Raw genomic sequence first — 16,693 nt, 5'->3', positions numbered from 1 at the left:
AACGGCCGTGAGCATCTCCCACTCGGGCGAGGCATCCGGTCATACGCAGATTCATGCGGGAGCAGGCAACGCCACCTTGAGCGTCGTGCCAGCGCCCAACTGGCTGGTTGCGCTTATGGTGCCGCCCGCCCGCGTCACCAGGTCACGGATGACGGGCAGGCCAAGACCGGTGCCTTCGCCCGCCGGTTTCGTGGTGAAGAAGGGATCGAAAATGCGTGCAAGCACCTCCTCCCCCATACCGGTGCCGGAATCGGCGAACTCCAGTACGCTGCCCCCGTCGTCAGCCTGCGCGACGCCAATGGAGAAGACGCCGCCGTGGGGCATCGCATGATCGGCGTTGGCTGCGATGTTGAGCACCATCAGCTCGAACCGATCCCGGTCCATCCGGATCGTTGACGGAACATCGCCCAGGGCGAAACGCAGCTCCACCTCGGGCTTGAGCAACTGGCGCAGCATGGTTTGGATATCCACCAGGGCGCCGGCGGCATCGAACGTCTCTTCCGCGTAGTCGTCCTGGCGCGCGAACGTCATCAGCTTGTGCGTCAGCAGCGTCGCCCGGCGCGCGGCCGCCTCGATGCCTTCGAACGATCTCCTGCCGTCTTCGACCTCGCCCGCCCTGAGGCCCTTGCGCGCGTAACCGCTGATCACGGCCATGATGTTGCCGAAATCGTGCGCCACGCCCCCCGCCAGTCGACCCACCGCCTCGACCTTGCGGGCGTGGATGAGTTGCTCCTGCGCGAGCTCGCGCTCATTGATCTCCTGCTGCAGCCGCTGGTTCGCCGCCGCGAGCTGGTTGCCACGCGCCGTGGCGTCGTTCAGGCTCTGGCGCAACGTGGCCGAACTGCGGTCGAGCACGATGGCGATCATCAGGAACATGGCGGCACTGAAACCGGCGTCGCCGTACAGCGCGGCGGCATCGCCCTTGCGGGATACATCCACGGAGATGCCCAGGAAGAACGCCGCCACGATGCAGGCAAACATCAGCCACAGCGCCCCCCTGCCCACCACCAGCGCCGCGATCGCCATCCAGATGACCAGCACGGGCTGTTCGAAGCGTTGCGCACCGAACCCGGTGGTCAGGTAGGCGGGCACCACCGAGGCGGCGAACACGACCAGCAGCAACCGCGAGGCCCACGCGAAGCGGCCATGCCGGATCAGCGCGAAGCTGAGAGCAGCGCTGGCGCACACCGACAGGCTCAGCGCCATGCTGGTCAGCTCGCCCGGCCGCCACGGGATATCGACCGCAAAGGCGCGATAGGCCCACGCGAGCGCAGGCAGCACCGCCAGCAGCAACGAGATCAGCTGCAGCATCGGCGCATTGCGCCTGTCGACCGGATCGGCGATGGGGGCATCGCGCCACCAGGCCATTGGCACGCGCCACAGGCGGGCCAGACTCGCTGCCGGTCCGCCCTGCCTCTCGCGGGTGACGAGGATTTCGCCCTCACTCATAAGTCCGCTCTCCGGACGACCGAATGACGCGCAGGTTCCCCATCACTCCACTCCCTCCATCCACGAAGACGAATGAAGTATAGGCGCTACTGTGAGTCGACCCGGTCGGACTGGACGAGCAACCGCACTTCGACGCGGCGATTGGGGATCAGGCATTCGCGCAGGGCCGCCTGGGGCTTCACACCGTCGCACTGCTGGACCTGCTCCACGTCACCCTTGAAGGTGTACGCGATCATGGCCGGATCGATGCCGCGCTCCATGAGCAATGCCTGCACGGTCTGGGCACGCCGTTCGGAGAGCTCCTGGTTGTAGTCGAATCCACGCCCCTGCAGACGGTCCGCGTGGCCCACCAGTTCCACGCCTGTCAGCGTCAGTCCTTCCTTGGGCAGGCGGGCCAGCTCGCGGTCCAGACTCCACAGCGAGTAGACCCGGATGTCGTCGCGACCGGAGCGGTCGAATTCGAACAGCACGTTGACGGTCAGCGCGGTCCCCGCGGGCACCACGGCAGGTGCGTCGGGCGCGGCGCCGCATTGACGCGCCAAGGCTTCGGCGTCGCCGACCCAGTCCTCGGCGATCTGGATGTAAGGCTTGGCGTGGCGCCACTGCTGCTGGTTGAACTCGTTGCCGGCGTGCACCAGCTCCACCTCGCCGCAGGCCACGGCCTTCTGTGCGCAGGCGAAACCCGGCGTACCGTGGATCACGCGAAGGCGCTTCCACAGGTCCTCGCGCACGCGTGCGGCGCCGTTCACCAGCGGGGTGTCGGTCGGCAACGGCGTGACGCCCTGCTCCATGCCCACGATCAGCTTCTCGGACTCGGTCAGCGCTTCCTGCGGGAAGGCGCTGCGGTCGTTGCGCGAGTACTCATGGAAGGACACGTCCAGCCAGCACTGCGCCTTGGACAGGTGGTAGTCGCGCACGGGGCGGCCGGCATCGTTAAGCGCCTTGATGCGGCCCTGGGTGTGCTCGTAGCCGGACAGGTCGGCGTGGTTCGCCTCGTCGGTGATGCGATCACGCGACGGCGTCAGCTGGGTCTGCTGCGCACCGGCGGCGGAGGCGAGGCCGGCCAGCACGGCGGCGAACAGGAGGGAGGTCTTGGTGTGGGTCATGTCGGTAATCCTCAGCGCACCGGATCGCGGTAGCGGGCGTCTTCCCTGCGGAAGAGGTCTTCGTCGAACTTGAAGCGCAGGCGGACGAATGCGCCCTGCTGCGTGTACTCGTAACCGGTCAGGTCGTCGTCGCCGCGGAAGCCGGTACCGTTGTAGCCCACCGACAGCCACAGGTTCTGCCGCAGCAGGCGGCCGACTTCCACGCCGAACGCGTACTGGTTGGCGCCGTCCTGGCCACGGAAGGTCGAACCCAGCACGCCGATGTCCCAGTTCTCGGTGATGTCGTAGACGATGCGGCCGGACAGCAGCACGGCATTGAAATCGTCGTCGACGCGACCGGTGTCGGCGTAGAAGAAGCTGTCCTGCTGCCACTTCGCCGCCACGCGGCCGGTCAGCCACCACGGCCGCGACGGGTGCCAGTCGGCATGCGCCGAAACGATGTGCGCGCTGCTGCGGATGTCCTGGCCGGTATCCGAGCCGAAGCCGGTGCCGTCCATGCCGCTTTCGTCCTTCTCCAGCTTGTACTCGTAGCGGGCCAGCGCGTTGACACGGTTGGTGTCGGTGTCGCGGTAGGCCGCACCGATCTGGAAACGGTCCTGCAGCACGTCGCCGCGCGCGTCGTACTCCGTACGCAACAGGTAGTTGCGTGCCAGCAGCGTCCAGTCGCGGCTCAGCTTGCGCGCGGCCAGGAACTGCAGCAGCGTGGTGTTGTAGGCCTCGTTGGTCGGCGTGCCGGCGACGTCGTCGGAGATGCGGTGTTCCAGCCGTACGTTGCCGCGCCACAGCGGATTGGCGCTGTAGTCCAGCGCGAAGCCGATGCCGGTGGAATCACCGATGCTGCCGGAGATGACGTTGGTGTGCTCCAGCGTGGTGTCCAGGCGCAGGCCTTCGCGCAGGTCCCAGCGGTTGCGCATGCCCGAAGCGGCCTGGATATCGCGGCCGGCGATGGCGTCGCGCAGGCGGTACTCCGAGAACAGCTGCGTGTCCTTGATGAAGCTGGTATCCACGCCCAGCGCCACGGTGTCGGCCTCGCGTCCATCCTGGGTCAGGCCGTTCACGCCGCTGATGCCGGTCTGCTTCTCGTAGCGGCCATACAGGCGGCTGCGTTCGCGCAATTGGTAGTCCACGCCGAGCGCCAGTCGATTTCGGTCTTCGCCGTGGATGTCCTGCTCGACTTCACCGCCGATGCTGAAGCGGTCGCTGGCGCGATAACCGGCACCGATGCGCAGCATGTCCGACGACAGTTCGGTGCCCACCGGCAGGCCGCTGCTCACGTCGTTGGGATTGCCGCTGCTGATGATCGGCAGGCCGGTCAGCGGATCCAGTGGCTGCTGGCCATATCCGAGCGCACCGCCGCCGGAGCCGGTGGCGTAGCCACCCGACAGCCCGCCGATGTTGCCGTAGCCGCTGCTGGTCGCCCAGGTGTAGTACGCGCCGACGGTCTCGCGAATGGCCCGGTAACCGAAGTCCAGCGTCAGCTTGTCGGTGACCTTCACCCGAGTGCCCGCGCTGGCGGCGTCGCGCTCGCCACCATCGGGATTGCGGTCCTCGCTGCGCAGGCCTTCCGCGTACAGTTCGAAACGATCGGTCAGGCGCCAGTGCGTGGTCACACTGTACTCGCCACGACCGCCGTACAGCGGCGACGCCGGGTTGTTGAACGCGGGATCGGACTGGCCGGCGAACAGCTTCAGGTCCACGTCCTTGCTGGCGTGTCCAAGTTCCACCCGCCACGCGTTGCCTTCCACCAGTCCGCTGAGGCCCTGCAGCGCGGGGGTGCCGTACTGGTTGACCGAGTTGGTGTTCACTTCGCTGCGCGTGCGCGCGGCTTCGGCCACCAGCCACGTGTTGACGCCCAACGTGTAGCCGACGTTGGCACTTCCCATCTCGAAGGCGGCGAAGGGATTGCGGTCGTCCACATAGGAACCGCCGATCTCGCCCTTCTCGCCGACGCGAAGTTGCGCATCGGCGCCCACCACCAGGAACTTCTCGGTGCCCTGGTCCAGTTCGTAGGTGATGCGCAACGACACCGGGTTGAGATCGCTGTCGAACGAGGGCAGGAAGCTGTTGAGCAGGATGCGGCCGGAGAACGGCTCGAAGCTGTAGTCGACCAGACGGCCGAGCGGACGCACCGAGACGATGCGCGAGGGCTGGTTGCGGTCACGCACGACCACTTCCACGCGCTCGCTGCCTTCCAGCACCGCGTTGTTGCGCAGGCCGTAAGGGCCGCTACCGGCGGCCGGCAGTTCCTCGATCACTTGGCGCAGCGAATCCTCGATGGCGAATACGTTGCCGCGCACGCGCGCATTCTCGAAGTGCCAGCCCAGGCCGGTCGCGGTGCGGTTGTAGGTGCCCAGCACGCGCTGGCCCGCCTGCGTACCGAAATCCACGCCGGTCTGCGTGGCGATGTTGTCGCCGGTCTGGAAATCGCCGTACAGCAGGTAGCTGCGGTCCTTGTCCACGCGCACGTACAGGCGCTCGGCCGAGCGCGCATCGAAGCCGCGCAACGACGCATCGCCGTACACCGGGTAGAACTCCTCCGGTNCTGCGGTCCTTGTCCACGCGCACGTACAGGCGCTCGGCCGAGCGCGCATCGAAGCCGCGCAACGACGCATCGCCGTACACCGGGTAGAACTCCTCCGGCTGGATGTCGCGCAGCAGGCGCGCGCGCACTTCCTTGTCCGAGTCGTAGGCGGCAGTCAGCAGGTACTCGCCCTTGATCGTGCCCTTGACGAAGAACGCCGCGCGCGCCGCGCCGTTGGCCTTGCCGTTGTTGAACTGCTTCTCCCAGCGGCGGATCTCGCGCTCGAACCCGTCGCCTTGCTGCGTGCCGTTGATCAGACTGTCGCCCTTGCGACGGAAGTTGATGACGCCTTCGATCAGACCGGTCGCGATCAGCTCGCGCATTTCCGGCACGAAACCGATGACGCCTTCCGCGCTGTGGCTCCCCGAGGTCACGCGCAACAGCACATCCTGCGGATCGTGCGGTGCCAGCAACTCGAACTCGGCGCGCCCGTCGCGCACCGGCAACTGGATACCGGGCGTGACTTCATCGGCGTCCAGCCGGCCCGGACCGAACTCGTCCGTGCGACCGTCGGCCAGCTTGATGCGGCCGCCGCTGTGCTCGATGGTGGCGAACGACTCGCCTGCCATCGGCTTGCCGTCGGCACCGAACAACTGAACGACCACCTTGACCGGCGACTGGCCATCGGCCGGCACGCCGTCGCGGTCGACCTCGACGACGACGCGGTCCACGCCGACGTTGACGCTGTAGTCGACGTTGCCGGGCTGCGCGTACAACGGTTGCGGCGCGGTGCGCTGCGATTCCGGAGATTGCGGGTACAGCGGCGTGGCCTGGCCAAGTGCCGGCGTGAAGCGACGGTCACCGGACACGGCCTGCGCGTGCACCAACGCCGGTGTCACTGCCAGGGCCAGCGCCAGCGCGAGGGGATGCAACGAAGGACGCGAAACACGCATGGCACGGGATTCTAGGGAAGTCGACGGACGCGGGGCGAAGCGGCTCATGGCTGCACCTCCCCGTTGCGTGCGCCGTCCGTGGTCGTCGGCCCGCTCGTCGTGGGTCTGGGATCGACGATCGGCCGCTGGTTGGCCGAATCGGTGCCCTGCTGCGGCGCACGCGCCGGCTTGCTCTCGAAGCGCAGCGGCTGCTGGTTGCGCTCGGTCTCGGGCGCGCGGATCTCGCCCTGCGTGCGGCGCGCCTTCACCTGTTCGATCACCGGGTTGGAGCAGCTGCCTTCGATGAAGTCGGCGCGATGCAGCTCGCCGTTCTTGAGATCGATGAACAGGCTGTCCGCATCACCCAGGTTGCGGTTGCTGCTTGTGGTCAGGCGCGAACCCACGGGCAGGGTCGACGGATCGACCTTCAGCGTGTGGCTCTTCGGCGGCAGGCCGCAGTAGCTGTACTTGCCTTCCACGTCGCTGACCATCCAGGTGCCGTCCTCGAAGTACATGCGCACGCCGGGGATGCCCAGTTCTTCCTTGTCCTGCACGTGGTTGACGTTGCAGTCCACGAAGATCTTGCCCAGCACGCAGCCTTCATCGGCGAACACGCCACCACTGATGATCACGCGGTACTCGGCCGGATTGGACGGCACCACGCCGCCGTTCGGATACGGCGTCAGCGTGGTCGGATCGACACAGCCGCCGTCGATCGAGCAGCCCCAGGCGCGCGCGCGGTTGATGCCGTCGCCCTGCTGGCTGCCGACGCCCACGCGCACGCGGTACGTCAGCACCTTCTGCTGGCCGACCGCGAGTGGTCCGACGTCGAACACCAGCGTCGGGCCCGGCTTGCCGAGCGGATTGGCGATGCCGGCGTTGTCGACGCGCGCTGTGCCATCGATGAAGGTGAAGCCGTGCGGCAGGCGGTCGATCACGTTGACCGTGCCCATCGATGCACCCGCGGTCTGGCGGATGGTGATGGTGTAGACCAGGCTGTCGCCGACTTCCACCGTCTTGCGGTCGCCGGTCTTGGTGATGACCAGGCCCGGCGCGATCTGCGGATCCAGCGGGATGTGGTTGTGCACCGGCACGGCGACGCCCGAACCCAGCGTCAGTTCCAGGTAATACGTCGTCGACGTCCCGACCGGACCGGTCGGCGCGGTCGCGTTCGTCTGCACCGGATAGCCTTCGCCCGGCGTGGACGGCGGCGTCAGCGGCGAGGTCTCGGCCGGAATCATGCCGGACTCGAACGTGTAGCCGGCCGGCGGCGTCACCGCCAGCTGGAAGCGGCACGATGCGGGCGCGTCCGGCCCCAGCAGGAACTGGTAGAAGCCTTCCGCACCGACCGTCATGGATACCGACGTGCCCTGCACGGTGTAGCCGCCCAGCGCGGCGTTCAGCACGTGCTGTTCGGGCGAGTAACCCGCACAGGTGCCGATCGGCGTCAGGGTGACGCGCGAGCCGGGAACCGGCGTACGCGTGGTCGCGTCGTAGACCACACCGCCCGGATTCAGCGGCAGGCTCTGCTGCGGTAGGTTCGCACCCGGCGCCAGCACCACCGACAGGTGCGTGCTTCCGCCATCGCTACTGCGGCAGGAGCTGGCGGTGCCATTGGCGATCGCGCTGGCGGCATCGCACGGCACCGGCGGGCCGGCGACCGTTTCGCCGCTCACCGGCAGGCCCCACACCACGCCCGTCGCCGGATCGCGGAAGCGGATGCTCAGCGGAATGCCCGGCACCTGGTCGGCGATCGAGTACGAGCCGTCGGCGCCGGTGGTCGTCGTACCGACGACCTGCCCATTGCCGTTGACGACTTCGACGACCCAGCCGGACAGGCGGCGGTCGCCGCCGTCGATGCGGCCGAAGTCGCTGCCCTGGTCGAACCACACCGTGCCCGAGACCGAGGCAGACAACTGCACCGGCGTCGGCAAGCGGCACGCGTTCTGCGTGATCGCCGGATCGCACACCGGCAGGTCGCCCGGGTTGCCTTCGAAGTCGGCGCGTTCGTCCGGCGTCGGCGTGCGGAACTCGTTCTCGCCACCGCCCTCGACGATCACCGCGTTGTTCACCGGCGAACCGGTGGCGGCCGTCGCCGCGACGCGCACCGACGCCACGATGGTGTCGGCCGAGGTTACGCCAGCGCCGATCACCGTGCTGCTCGCACAGCGGAAGCGGTCGTCGCCGAGCGCGCCCGTGCAGGTCCAGCCCGCGCCCACCGGCGTCGCCGCCAGCGTCAGGCCGGCCGGCAGGCGGTCTTCCACCACGTACTCGCCCGCGCTGGGCTGCTGCCCGATGTTGCGCACGCGCAGCGTGTAGGTGGCGGTGTTGTTGACGGTGAAGATCGCCGGCGTGGCGGTCTTGCTGACCACCAGGTCGGGGGAATCGCCGATCTCGCCGAAGTTGTTGTCGATCGACTCTCCACCCGGCGGCAGCACGATGCCGCTGATCGCCGACGGCGTGGTCGTCACCGGCGTGGCGGTGCCGACGGCCGTGCCGTCGATGGTGCCGGTGCTGGTGATGCCGTTGAGCGTTTCCGGCGGCTGCGTCGGTTCGGTTACGGTGTACGTGCCCGGGCGCAGGTCGTCGAAGCGGTAACGGCCATCGGCGTCGGTGGTGACGGTGACGTTGACCGCCTGGCCGAGGTCGTCGGTGCCGGTGAGCACCACCTGCACGTTCGCGTAGCCGCCCTCGCCCGTGTCGATGGCGCCATTGTTGTTGCCGTCGTTGTAGACGCGGCCGCTGATCGCGCCGGCCGGCACTTCGCCGAAGTCGTTGCCGGTGACGTCCTCGCCCACGCCCAGGGTGATGCCGCTGATGACGGACGGGGTGGAGGTCGGCGGCGTCGCAGTGCCGCCACCGGTACCGGCGTTGGTGATGCCGTTCAACGTGCCGGCAGGCTGCTCGGGCTCGGTGATGGTGTACGTGCCGGGCGGCAGCTCGGTGAAGGCATAGCTGCCGTCCGGTTGCGTGGTCACTTCGCGCGTGATCGTGTTGCCGGCCAGGTCGGTGCCGGTCAGGCGCACGACGACATTGCCGATGCCCTCTTCCGACGGATCGACGACGCCATCATTGTCGCCGTCGCGCCACACGCGGCCGCCGATCGAACTGTTCAGCGGGATCTCGCCGAAGTTGTTGCCGATCGAACTCGCGCCCGGCGTGGTCAGGTTGATCGCGCTGATCGCGCTGGGCACGGTGGTGATCGGCGTGGCGGTGCCCGACGGCGTACCACCGATGGTGCCGACGACGGTCTGGCCGTTGCTGGTACCGGTCGGCTGCGTCGGTTCGGTCACCGTGTAGGTGCCCGGACGCAGGCCTTCGAACGCATAGTCGCCGTTGGCATCGGTGGTGGTGGTGAGCGAGACGCTCGCACCGGTGTCGTCGGTGCCGGTCAGCGTGATGGTCACGCCATCGATGCCGGTCTCGGCCGCACCCGACTGCAGGCCATCGTTGTTCGCATCGAAGAAGACGCGACCCGACAACGCCACGCCGAGCGTTTCGCCGAAGTTGTTGCTGATCGACGCGCCACCTGCGGGCAGCACGATGCCGGTCACCGCACTGGGCACGGTCGCCACCGGCGTGGCGGTGCCGCTGGCACTGCCGCCGATGGTGCCGGCCACGGTGGTGCCGTTGGTCGTGGTCACGCCGCCGACCACCGGCTGCGCGGCCTGTTCGCTGACGGTGTAGGTGCCGGCCAGCAGGTCATCGAAGCGGTAGTTGCCGTTGGCGTCGGTCACGACCGCGACGACCGCATTGCCCAGCGCATCCACGGTGCCCGCGGGCAGCGAGACGCTGACGCCGGCGATGCCGTTCTCGCCCGCATCGCGCACGCCGTTGTTGTTCGCATCCAGCCACACGTTGCCCGACAGCGATGCGGCGCGTTCGCCGAAGTCGTTGCCGCTGGAACCGCTCGCCGGCAGGTTGGTGACGGTGATGGTGTTGGTCGGGTTTTCCTGGCCGTTCGCCAGGCCGGTCGGCTGCGTCTCGACGATGCGGTAGTTCTGGCCGGTGATCGCACCGCCATAGCTGTAGCCGCCGCTCGCGTCGGTTGTCAGCGTGACCGGCGGCAGGTCGTCCGGCGTGCCGAACAACCCATCCGGGCCCGCACCCTCGATCACCACGGTCACGTCCGGAAGGCCGGGCTCGCCCGCATCCTGGCCGCCGTCATCGTCGCGGTCCAGGTAGACCGTGCCGCTGATGATGGCGTTGGCGAGTTCGCCGAACAGGTACCCGATGGCCGCCTGGCCATCGCTGATGGCGATGCCGTCGATGACGTTCGACGTGGTCGCATTGCCCGGCGTCGCGGCATTGCCCGGCGTATGCCGGCCGTCGATGTAGCCGGTCGGCTGCGTCTCGGTGATGGTGTAGGTGGTGCCGGCCTGCGGCGGCAGCAGGTCGCGGAACACGTACGCGCCAGTCGCATCGGTTTGCACGGTGACGTTGACCGGATTGCCGAGTACGTCGGTGCCGGTCAGCGTGACCGTGGCGTTGGCGATCGGATTCTCGCCACCATCGAAGCTGCCGTTGTTGTTGTTGGCCGGTGTGGTCGAGAAGTCCTCGAACACCGCGCCCGCCAGTGAGCCCAGCGTCTCGCCGAAGTCGCGGCCGGAAACGCCAGCGGAGGGCAACCCGGTGACATCGATGACGTTGGTGGGGTGCTCGGTGCCGTTGCCGTAGCCCGCGGGCTGGGTCTCGGTGACGCGGTAGTTCTGGCCGACCACCAGGCCGGTGAATTGATACGCACCGGTGGCGTCGGTCTGCAGCACTACCGGCGCAGGATCGTCGCCGTTGCCGAAGATGCCGTCGGCGCCCGCGCCGGTCAGCGTGATGGTGACGCCCTGCAGGCCGCCGTTCGGTCGCGAGTTCGTCGTGCCGGCATCGCCCGCATCGAAGTCGCCGTTGCCGTTGCGGTCGACGTAGACGCTGCCGCTGATGCCGGCCACGGCGTCTTCGCCGAAGTTGAACACGGTGCCGTCGGCACCCGCTCCCAGGTCGATGCCGCTGATGCGGTCGGTGGTGGCGGCATCACCCGCCACACCGGTGCCCGGCGTACAGCCCGTGGCGCACGGCGCGCCGCCGACCTGGCCGGGATTCACCGCCGTCGGACGATTCTGGTAGCTGCCGGTCGGCAGCACTTCGCGCAGCGTGTAGACGATCAGCGGATCCAGGTTGCCGAAGCTGTAGGCACCGCTGCCGTCGGTCGTGGTCGTTGCGACGACGGCACCACTGCCGGCGTCCAGCAACTCGACCGCGGCACCGCTGATGGGCGCATCGCCCCCGTCGCGGACATCGTTGAAGTTGCCGTCGATGTAGACGAAGCCCGACAGTGCCGGCCGGCGCACCTCGGGGAAGTCGTAACGCACGCCGGCCTGGTCGGCGCCGACCGGGATGGCGGCGATGACCGAGTTGGGCGAACCGGCGCTGTAGGTGCCGCCCAGCGAAGGTTCCGCACCCCCGCTGGTGGGCAGGGCCACGGGGCTGTTGACGAAACCGGCAGGCTGCGTCTGCGTCAGCGTGTAGCCGGCGGCATCGGCCGGCGACAGATCGGTGAAGCTATAACTGCCGTCGGCCGCCGTGACCTCGTTGCGATTGACGGCGTTACCGTACGCATCGACGCCGGTCAGGGTAATGGTCACGCCCGCGATGACCGGCTCGGTGGCGGCGCCCTGATGGCTGCCGCCGTTGGCGCCGGCGCGGTCACGATCTTCGAACGCCACGCCCGCCAGGCTGGAGCGAGTGACGCCCAGCGGCACAGTGGTCGTGTTGTTGCCCGGGACCGGATCAACCTGCTCGGTCGCGATGGTCGCGGTGTTGTTGCTGGTACCGCCGGGGGGATACGCATCCCAGCGCGCGGGCACGATGATGCGCACGCGACCGGTCACGGTCATGTCGCCCAGGGTGCAAGTGACGGTGTTGCCCGCCTGGCTGCAGGTGCCCGTCCCCACGGGTTGCTCGTCGCCACCCGGATCGGGGCCGTCTTTCTGCCAGGTGATCGGGCCGGTGACGATGAGGTTCGCCGGCAGCGTGTCGGTCACCACCGTGCCGGTGCCATTGAGCGGACTGGTACCGGTGCGATCACGCGAGAGACTCGCGCCCGGACCGTTGTTGACGCCGCCGATCACGTAGTAGAACGGCTGTCGCAGCGACACTGAAGCGATGCTCGGCGGCAGCGCCACGGCGGGATCGGGATCCGGTGCCAGCGCGACCATGGTCTTGGTGACGGCCAGGTCGGCGCGCGAACGGATCGTCGTGTCCTGGTCCGCGGTGTTGTTAGCGAGGTTGGTGTCAGTCTCCGCCGAGCTGGCCGTGGCCGAGTTCTGCAGCGTATCGCCGGAGGCGCCGGGCGGCGTCTCGTAGGCGTAGCGCAGGTACAGCGTGCTGGTCTGGCCGGACGCCACCACACCCGGCAGGTTGGTGGGAAAGCCGATGCCGGGCATCACGCAATCCAGCACCAGCGGCGCGCCCACCGTGGGGTTGCTGCCCGCGGTCACGCTGCAGTCAGTATCGACGAATGGTCCCGTCGTGGACGAGGACACGCCCAGGAAACGCACGGTACGGCCGGCGAGCGGCGTCAGCGTATCGCTGATGCGTACGTTCGTCGCCACCGACGGTCCGTTGTTGCGCACGGTCACGCGGTACGTGATGGCGTTGTTGGCCGGTGTCAGGGCGTCGTAGCCCAACGGATCCACGCCGCCGATGAAGCCGGTATCCACCTTGTTGGTGATCAGGTCCACGCTGCCGCTGTTGAACGGCAGGCTGGCGCTGCGCTGGTCGTCGCCGGCGCTGGCGTCGGTATTGAAATCGAAGCTGCCGTTGGCATCCGAACCGCTCGCCGGGTCGGGCGTGCCGTCGTTGTTGCGGTCGAAGAAGAAGTCCGCCACGTTGGTGAACACGCGTCCGGTGTTGCCGACGTTGACGTTCGGACGGATCACCACGGTCAGGCTTTCGGTCTGGCCATTGGCCAAGGACAGCGGCACGCAGGTCAGCGTGACCTGTGCGGTGCCCGCCGCCGGATTGGCATACGACACGCCACCTGCGGCAGGCGCCGTGGCGATGCCGGGACCGGGCGTGGCCGTGCAGGCGGCGGTGCCACCCCCGGTGCGCGTGGCCGACATCAGTACGAAGCCGGCATCGTCGGCGGGCAGCGTGAACACGTCGCGGAACACCACGCCCGGCACCGTCGACGGCCCCTGGTTGCGGAACGACATCACGTAGGTCGTGTTGACGCCGGCCTGGCCGGTCGCGCCCGATGTGATGCTCTTCGCCGTGGTCTGCACGTTGGCGACGCGATCGATCTGCAGCCAGTCCGACGCGTTGTTGTTGGTCGCATCGATCTCGCCGACCGACCCCGCCACGGCGGCATCGATGCCGACCCCGGCGGTATTGCAGAACGCATTGGTCGTGGGCACGCCTCCACAGGTGCCCGCACCCAGCCCGGCACTGTCGAACAGCGCGCGCTGCACCGTCAGCACGATGACGGCGCTGGCGCCATTGGCCAGGGCCGTGGTGCCGGAACGGCACACGACCGACCCCCCGGTGGTGCAGGTCCAGCCCACAGGCGCATTCGCGCTGACGGTGGTGCGGCCGGCGACGAAACCCGGGATCGCATCGTTCACCACGATGCCGGTGGTGCTGTCCGGGCCGTCGTTGGTGACGGTGAGCGTATAGGTCACCGTGTCCTGCGCGGCGGTCAGCACGTTGTCCGCATCGCCCGGGCCATTGGTCTGCTTGGCGATGCGCAGGTCGGCGCGTTCGTCGGTGGTGCGTGTGCCGGCGCCGCTGCAGTCGTTGCCGGTTTCAGGATCCTGGTCGATGCCGCCGGCCGTCAGCGGTTCGAGCGAACCGTTGGTGCCGCCGGTGCACGCGGTATTGGTCAGCGCGCCCGCGGCACGCGCACGGCTGATGATCTGCAGCTGCGGCGAGTTGCTGTTCACCGCCAGCGGAAGCGAACCGGCATTCAGGTCGCAGGTCACGCGCTGCCGCGCGGGCGGCACGGCGTACGGATTGTCGACCGCGCAGGTCCACGGACCCGACGCGGACACGAACTCTTCGCCCGCCGCGAGTTCGTCGACCACCTGCACCTGTCCGCTGGCGGCGCGCGGCCCCAGGTTGCGCACGCGGATCAGCGAGGTCATGCGGCTGTCGGTGTCGGGGCTGATGCCATCCCATACCGCGACCAGCGCCGGCGATTTGCTCTTGGTCATCGACAGGTCGGCACCATCGGCCAGCACGGTGAAGGTGACGCTGCCATTGTTGTTGTTCACGCCCAGGACGGGACCGTTCGGATCCGGCGTGCTGGAGGTGATCGTCGCCGTGTTGGTGACATCGCCGCTACTGTTGGCGCCCGTGGAGGGCACGGTGGCGACGATGGTCAGTGTTTCCACCGCGCCGACCGGCATGTCCGCCGCACGCGTGCACGTCCGCGTGCCGTTGGCGTCGTCGTTGCTGCAGTTCCAGCTACCCGGCTGGGTGCCGCCGGTGATCACGAAGCCTGCCGGCAGCGCGTCGGTGAGACTGACGTTCTGCGCCACGCTCGGGCCGAGGTTGCGCGCGGTCAGGGTGAAGGTGACGGACTGGCCCGCGATCGCGGGCGCGGGTGCTGCGGACTTGCTCAGTGCCATGTCGGCGCCCGGCGTGATGCTGGTGGTGACGACGGCATCGTTGTTGCTCGGGTCCGCATCCGGGGTGCCAATGGCGTCCACGGTCGCCGCGTTGATGATGTTGCCGCTGCCGGCGTTCACGCGCGCCCGGAAGGTGAAGCTGCTGCTCGAGCCCACGGCCAGCGTGCCGGCGTGGGTCGCGGTCATGGTGCCGCTGTTGAAGGTCCAGCCGGAGCCATTGAAGCTGCTGGCCACGTACGTCGTCGCCGCCGGCAGCGTGTCCACCACGCGGAAGTTGGTGGATGCACTGGGGCCGTCGTTGAAGACGGTCAGCGTGTAGGTGACTTCGCTACCGCCCACCACGGGATCCGGGGTGGCGCTCTTGATCAGGCGCAGGTCGCCGGCGGTCGTCAGGGTGGTGGCTTCGTTGCGCTGGTTGTTGGCGGTGTTGGTGTCGCTGGCGAAGAACGCATCGCCCGGCGTGAGCGCCGTGATCGGCGTGCCGGCCGGCGGTACCGCGGAACCGAATCCGATGGCGCCCCGGATCGTCACCGTGCCCGGCGCCTGGCCGCCCGTATCGACGCCCAGTTGGAAGCTGACCGGCACGCCCTGCGCGGTCTGCGTACCCACCAGTTCGCCCACGGCGCACACCACGCGTGCAGGCACGCCGGCATCGGCGCTGCAGAATGCCGGCAGCGTGCCGGCCACGGTACCCGCGGGCAGGTCGAAGATGACCACGGCGCTGGGTACCGTATCGGCGGCGCCGTTCTCGACCGTGACGTTGTAGACCACCTCGCCACCGGCGGGTGTCGGATCGTAGCCCGTGTCGGACAGGTCCGTGATCTGCAGATCGGCCGCCAGTGCCGCAGGTGCCAGCAGCCATGTCGCCAGGGTCATCCAGCGCCACGTCCGGTTGCGGTTCCGCAGCGCCCCCCCTGCCGAACCCGCGCGCGCGCGCTCGCATCCGCCGATCAACGTCGGCTCATCCTGCTCGTTCACTGACTTTCCCCTGTTCCGCCTGGCCGGATCGAATCCGGCAAGCCATCAGGACGGCGTCGCCCGCGCCGCGGCGGAAACCGTGGCGGGGGGGCGACCCTCGGGATGGCGAGAAGACATCACCGCTCGTGCGGTGCGGCTCCGGTACCGATGCCGGTATCGGAAGTGCGCGAAGTCTCTATTGCGTTGGGACGGGCATCAATGACGGCGGCTCACCGAATCTCACCGTTCCTCACGGAAGGGAGGCGTCAGGGTGCGAATACGTAGCCGACGCCACGCACGGCGCGCAGCGGCAGCGGCCGCGAGAAGCTGCTGTTGACCTTGCCGCGGAGGCGATGGACCAGAACGTCCAGCCGATGGGGATCGAAATCCCAGGGTTGATCGGTCAGCATCTGGATCAGGTCGGCTCTCGACACGGGTACGCCAGGTTGCTCAAGGAGCCGTGCGAGGATCGTGCGTTCCGCCTCGCTAAGCGCCAGCGTCATGGCATCGGGTCCATGCAACGTCCAGCCGGCGTCGGACAACGACCAACCCTCCGCGACGTGCTCATCCAGCGGCGCATCGTTCATCGAAGGCGCCAGCCGCCGATAGAGATTGGCGACCGCCACCGCCAGCACGTCGTAGTCGATGGGCTTGGTGAGGAAAAGATCGGCGCCCATCTCAAGGCTCTTCGCCATGAGTTTCCTGCCGCCGCGGCCGGTCAGCAGGATGATGCCTACTGAATCGAGCTGCCGCAGGTGCGACGCCGCCTCCAGCCCGCTTTCTCCGGGAAGGCCGATGTCCAGGACAACGATATCGAGCGCTTGGACACTCATGTGGCGGTACAGGGCTTCCGCACTCGCCAGGCCCACGGCGTCGTAGCCCCGCTCACTCAGTTCCCCGACGATCAGGGTCCGCAGTTCGTCCTCATCTTCGACAACGGCGATGCGGGGAGACAGCGAATCGGGTTGGCTCATGAAGGGGGAGTCGGCGGCTCTAACGTAGCGTAACGTATATTTCGTTACTCGTGTGCGTCCACCGCGGTTTCCCGGCCCATGGCAGACCCACCACGTCCGCTCCGGGTCGGAAGCGGCCTTGGGGTCCGAGCCC

4 protein-coding genes are annotated in these 16,693 nt (G+C 68.2%); all 4 read right to left on the bottom strand.

Annotated elements, in window-relative coordinates; all coding sequences use genetic code 11:
• Positions 1-51: 51 nt before the first annotated feature.
• Positions 52-1,449, bottom strand: coding sequence for an ATP-binding protein (locus ASD72_RS08085; RefSeq protein WP_056879411.1), 1,398 nt, complete (start codon positions 1,447-1,449; stop codon positions 52-54).
• Positions 1,450-1,535: 86 nt separating this feature from the next.
• Positions 1,536-2,555: an OmpA family protein gene (locus ASD72_RS08080; protein ID WP_056879410.1), complete on the bottom strand. Its 1,020-nt coding sequence runs from the start codon at positions 2,553-2,555 to the stop codon at positions 1,536-1,538.
• A 3,518-nt stretch (positions 2,556-6,073) separates the two neighbouring features.
• Complete coding sequence (locus ASD72_RS08070) at positions 6,074-15,607, bottom strand: SdrD B-like domain-containing protein (RefSeq protein ID WP_056879408.1); 9,534 nt, start codon at positions 15,605-15,607, stop codon at positions 6,074-6,076.
• A 245-nt stretch (positions 15,608-15,852) separates the two neighbouring features.
• Positions 15,853-16,560 (bottom strand): response regulator transcription factor, encoded by a 708-nt coding sequence (locus ASD72_RS08065; protein WP_056879407.1) that lies wholly within the window; start codon positions 16,558-16,560, stop codon positions 15,853-15,855.
• Positions 16,561-16,693 lie beyond the last annotated feature (133 nt).

This window comes from Pseudoxanthomonas sp. Root630 (genome assembly GCF_001427585.1).
Lineage (GTDB): Bacteria > Pseudomonadota > Gammaproteobacteria > Xanthomonadales > Xanthomonadaceae > Pseudoxanthomonas_A.
Note: the sequence above shows the minus strand (reverse complement) of the source record. Positions and strands in the feature narration are given on the sequence as shown.

Bases quoted from the DNA above. Each gene is read 5' to 3' on its own strand.
- ASD72_RS08085 (WP_056879411.1), bottom strand. From the start codon at position 1,449: ATGAGTGAGGGCGAAATCCTCGTCACCCGCGAGAGGCAGGGCGGACCG.
- ASD72_RS08080 (WP_056879410.1), bottom strand. From the start codon at position 2,555: ATGACCCACACCAAGACCTCCCTCCTGTTCGCCGCCGTGCTGGCCGGC.
- ASD72_RS08065 (WP_056879407.1), bottom strand. From the start codon at position 16,560: ATGAGCCAACCCGATTCGCTGTCTCCCCGCATCGCCGTTGTCGAAGAT.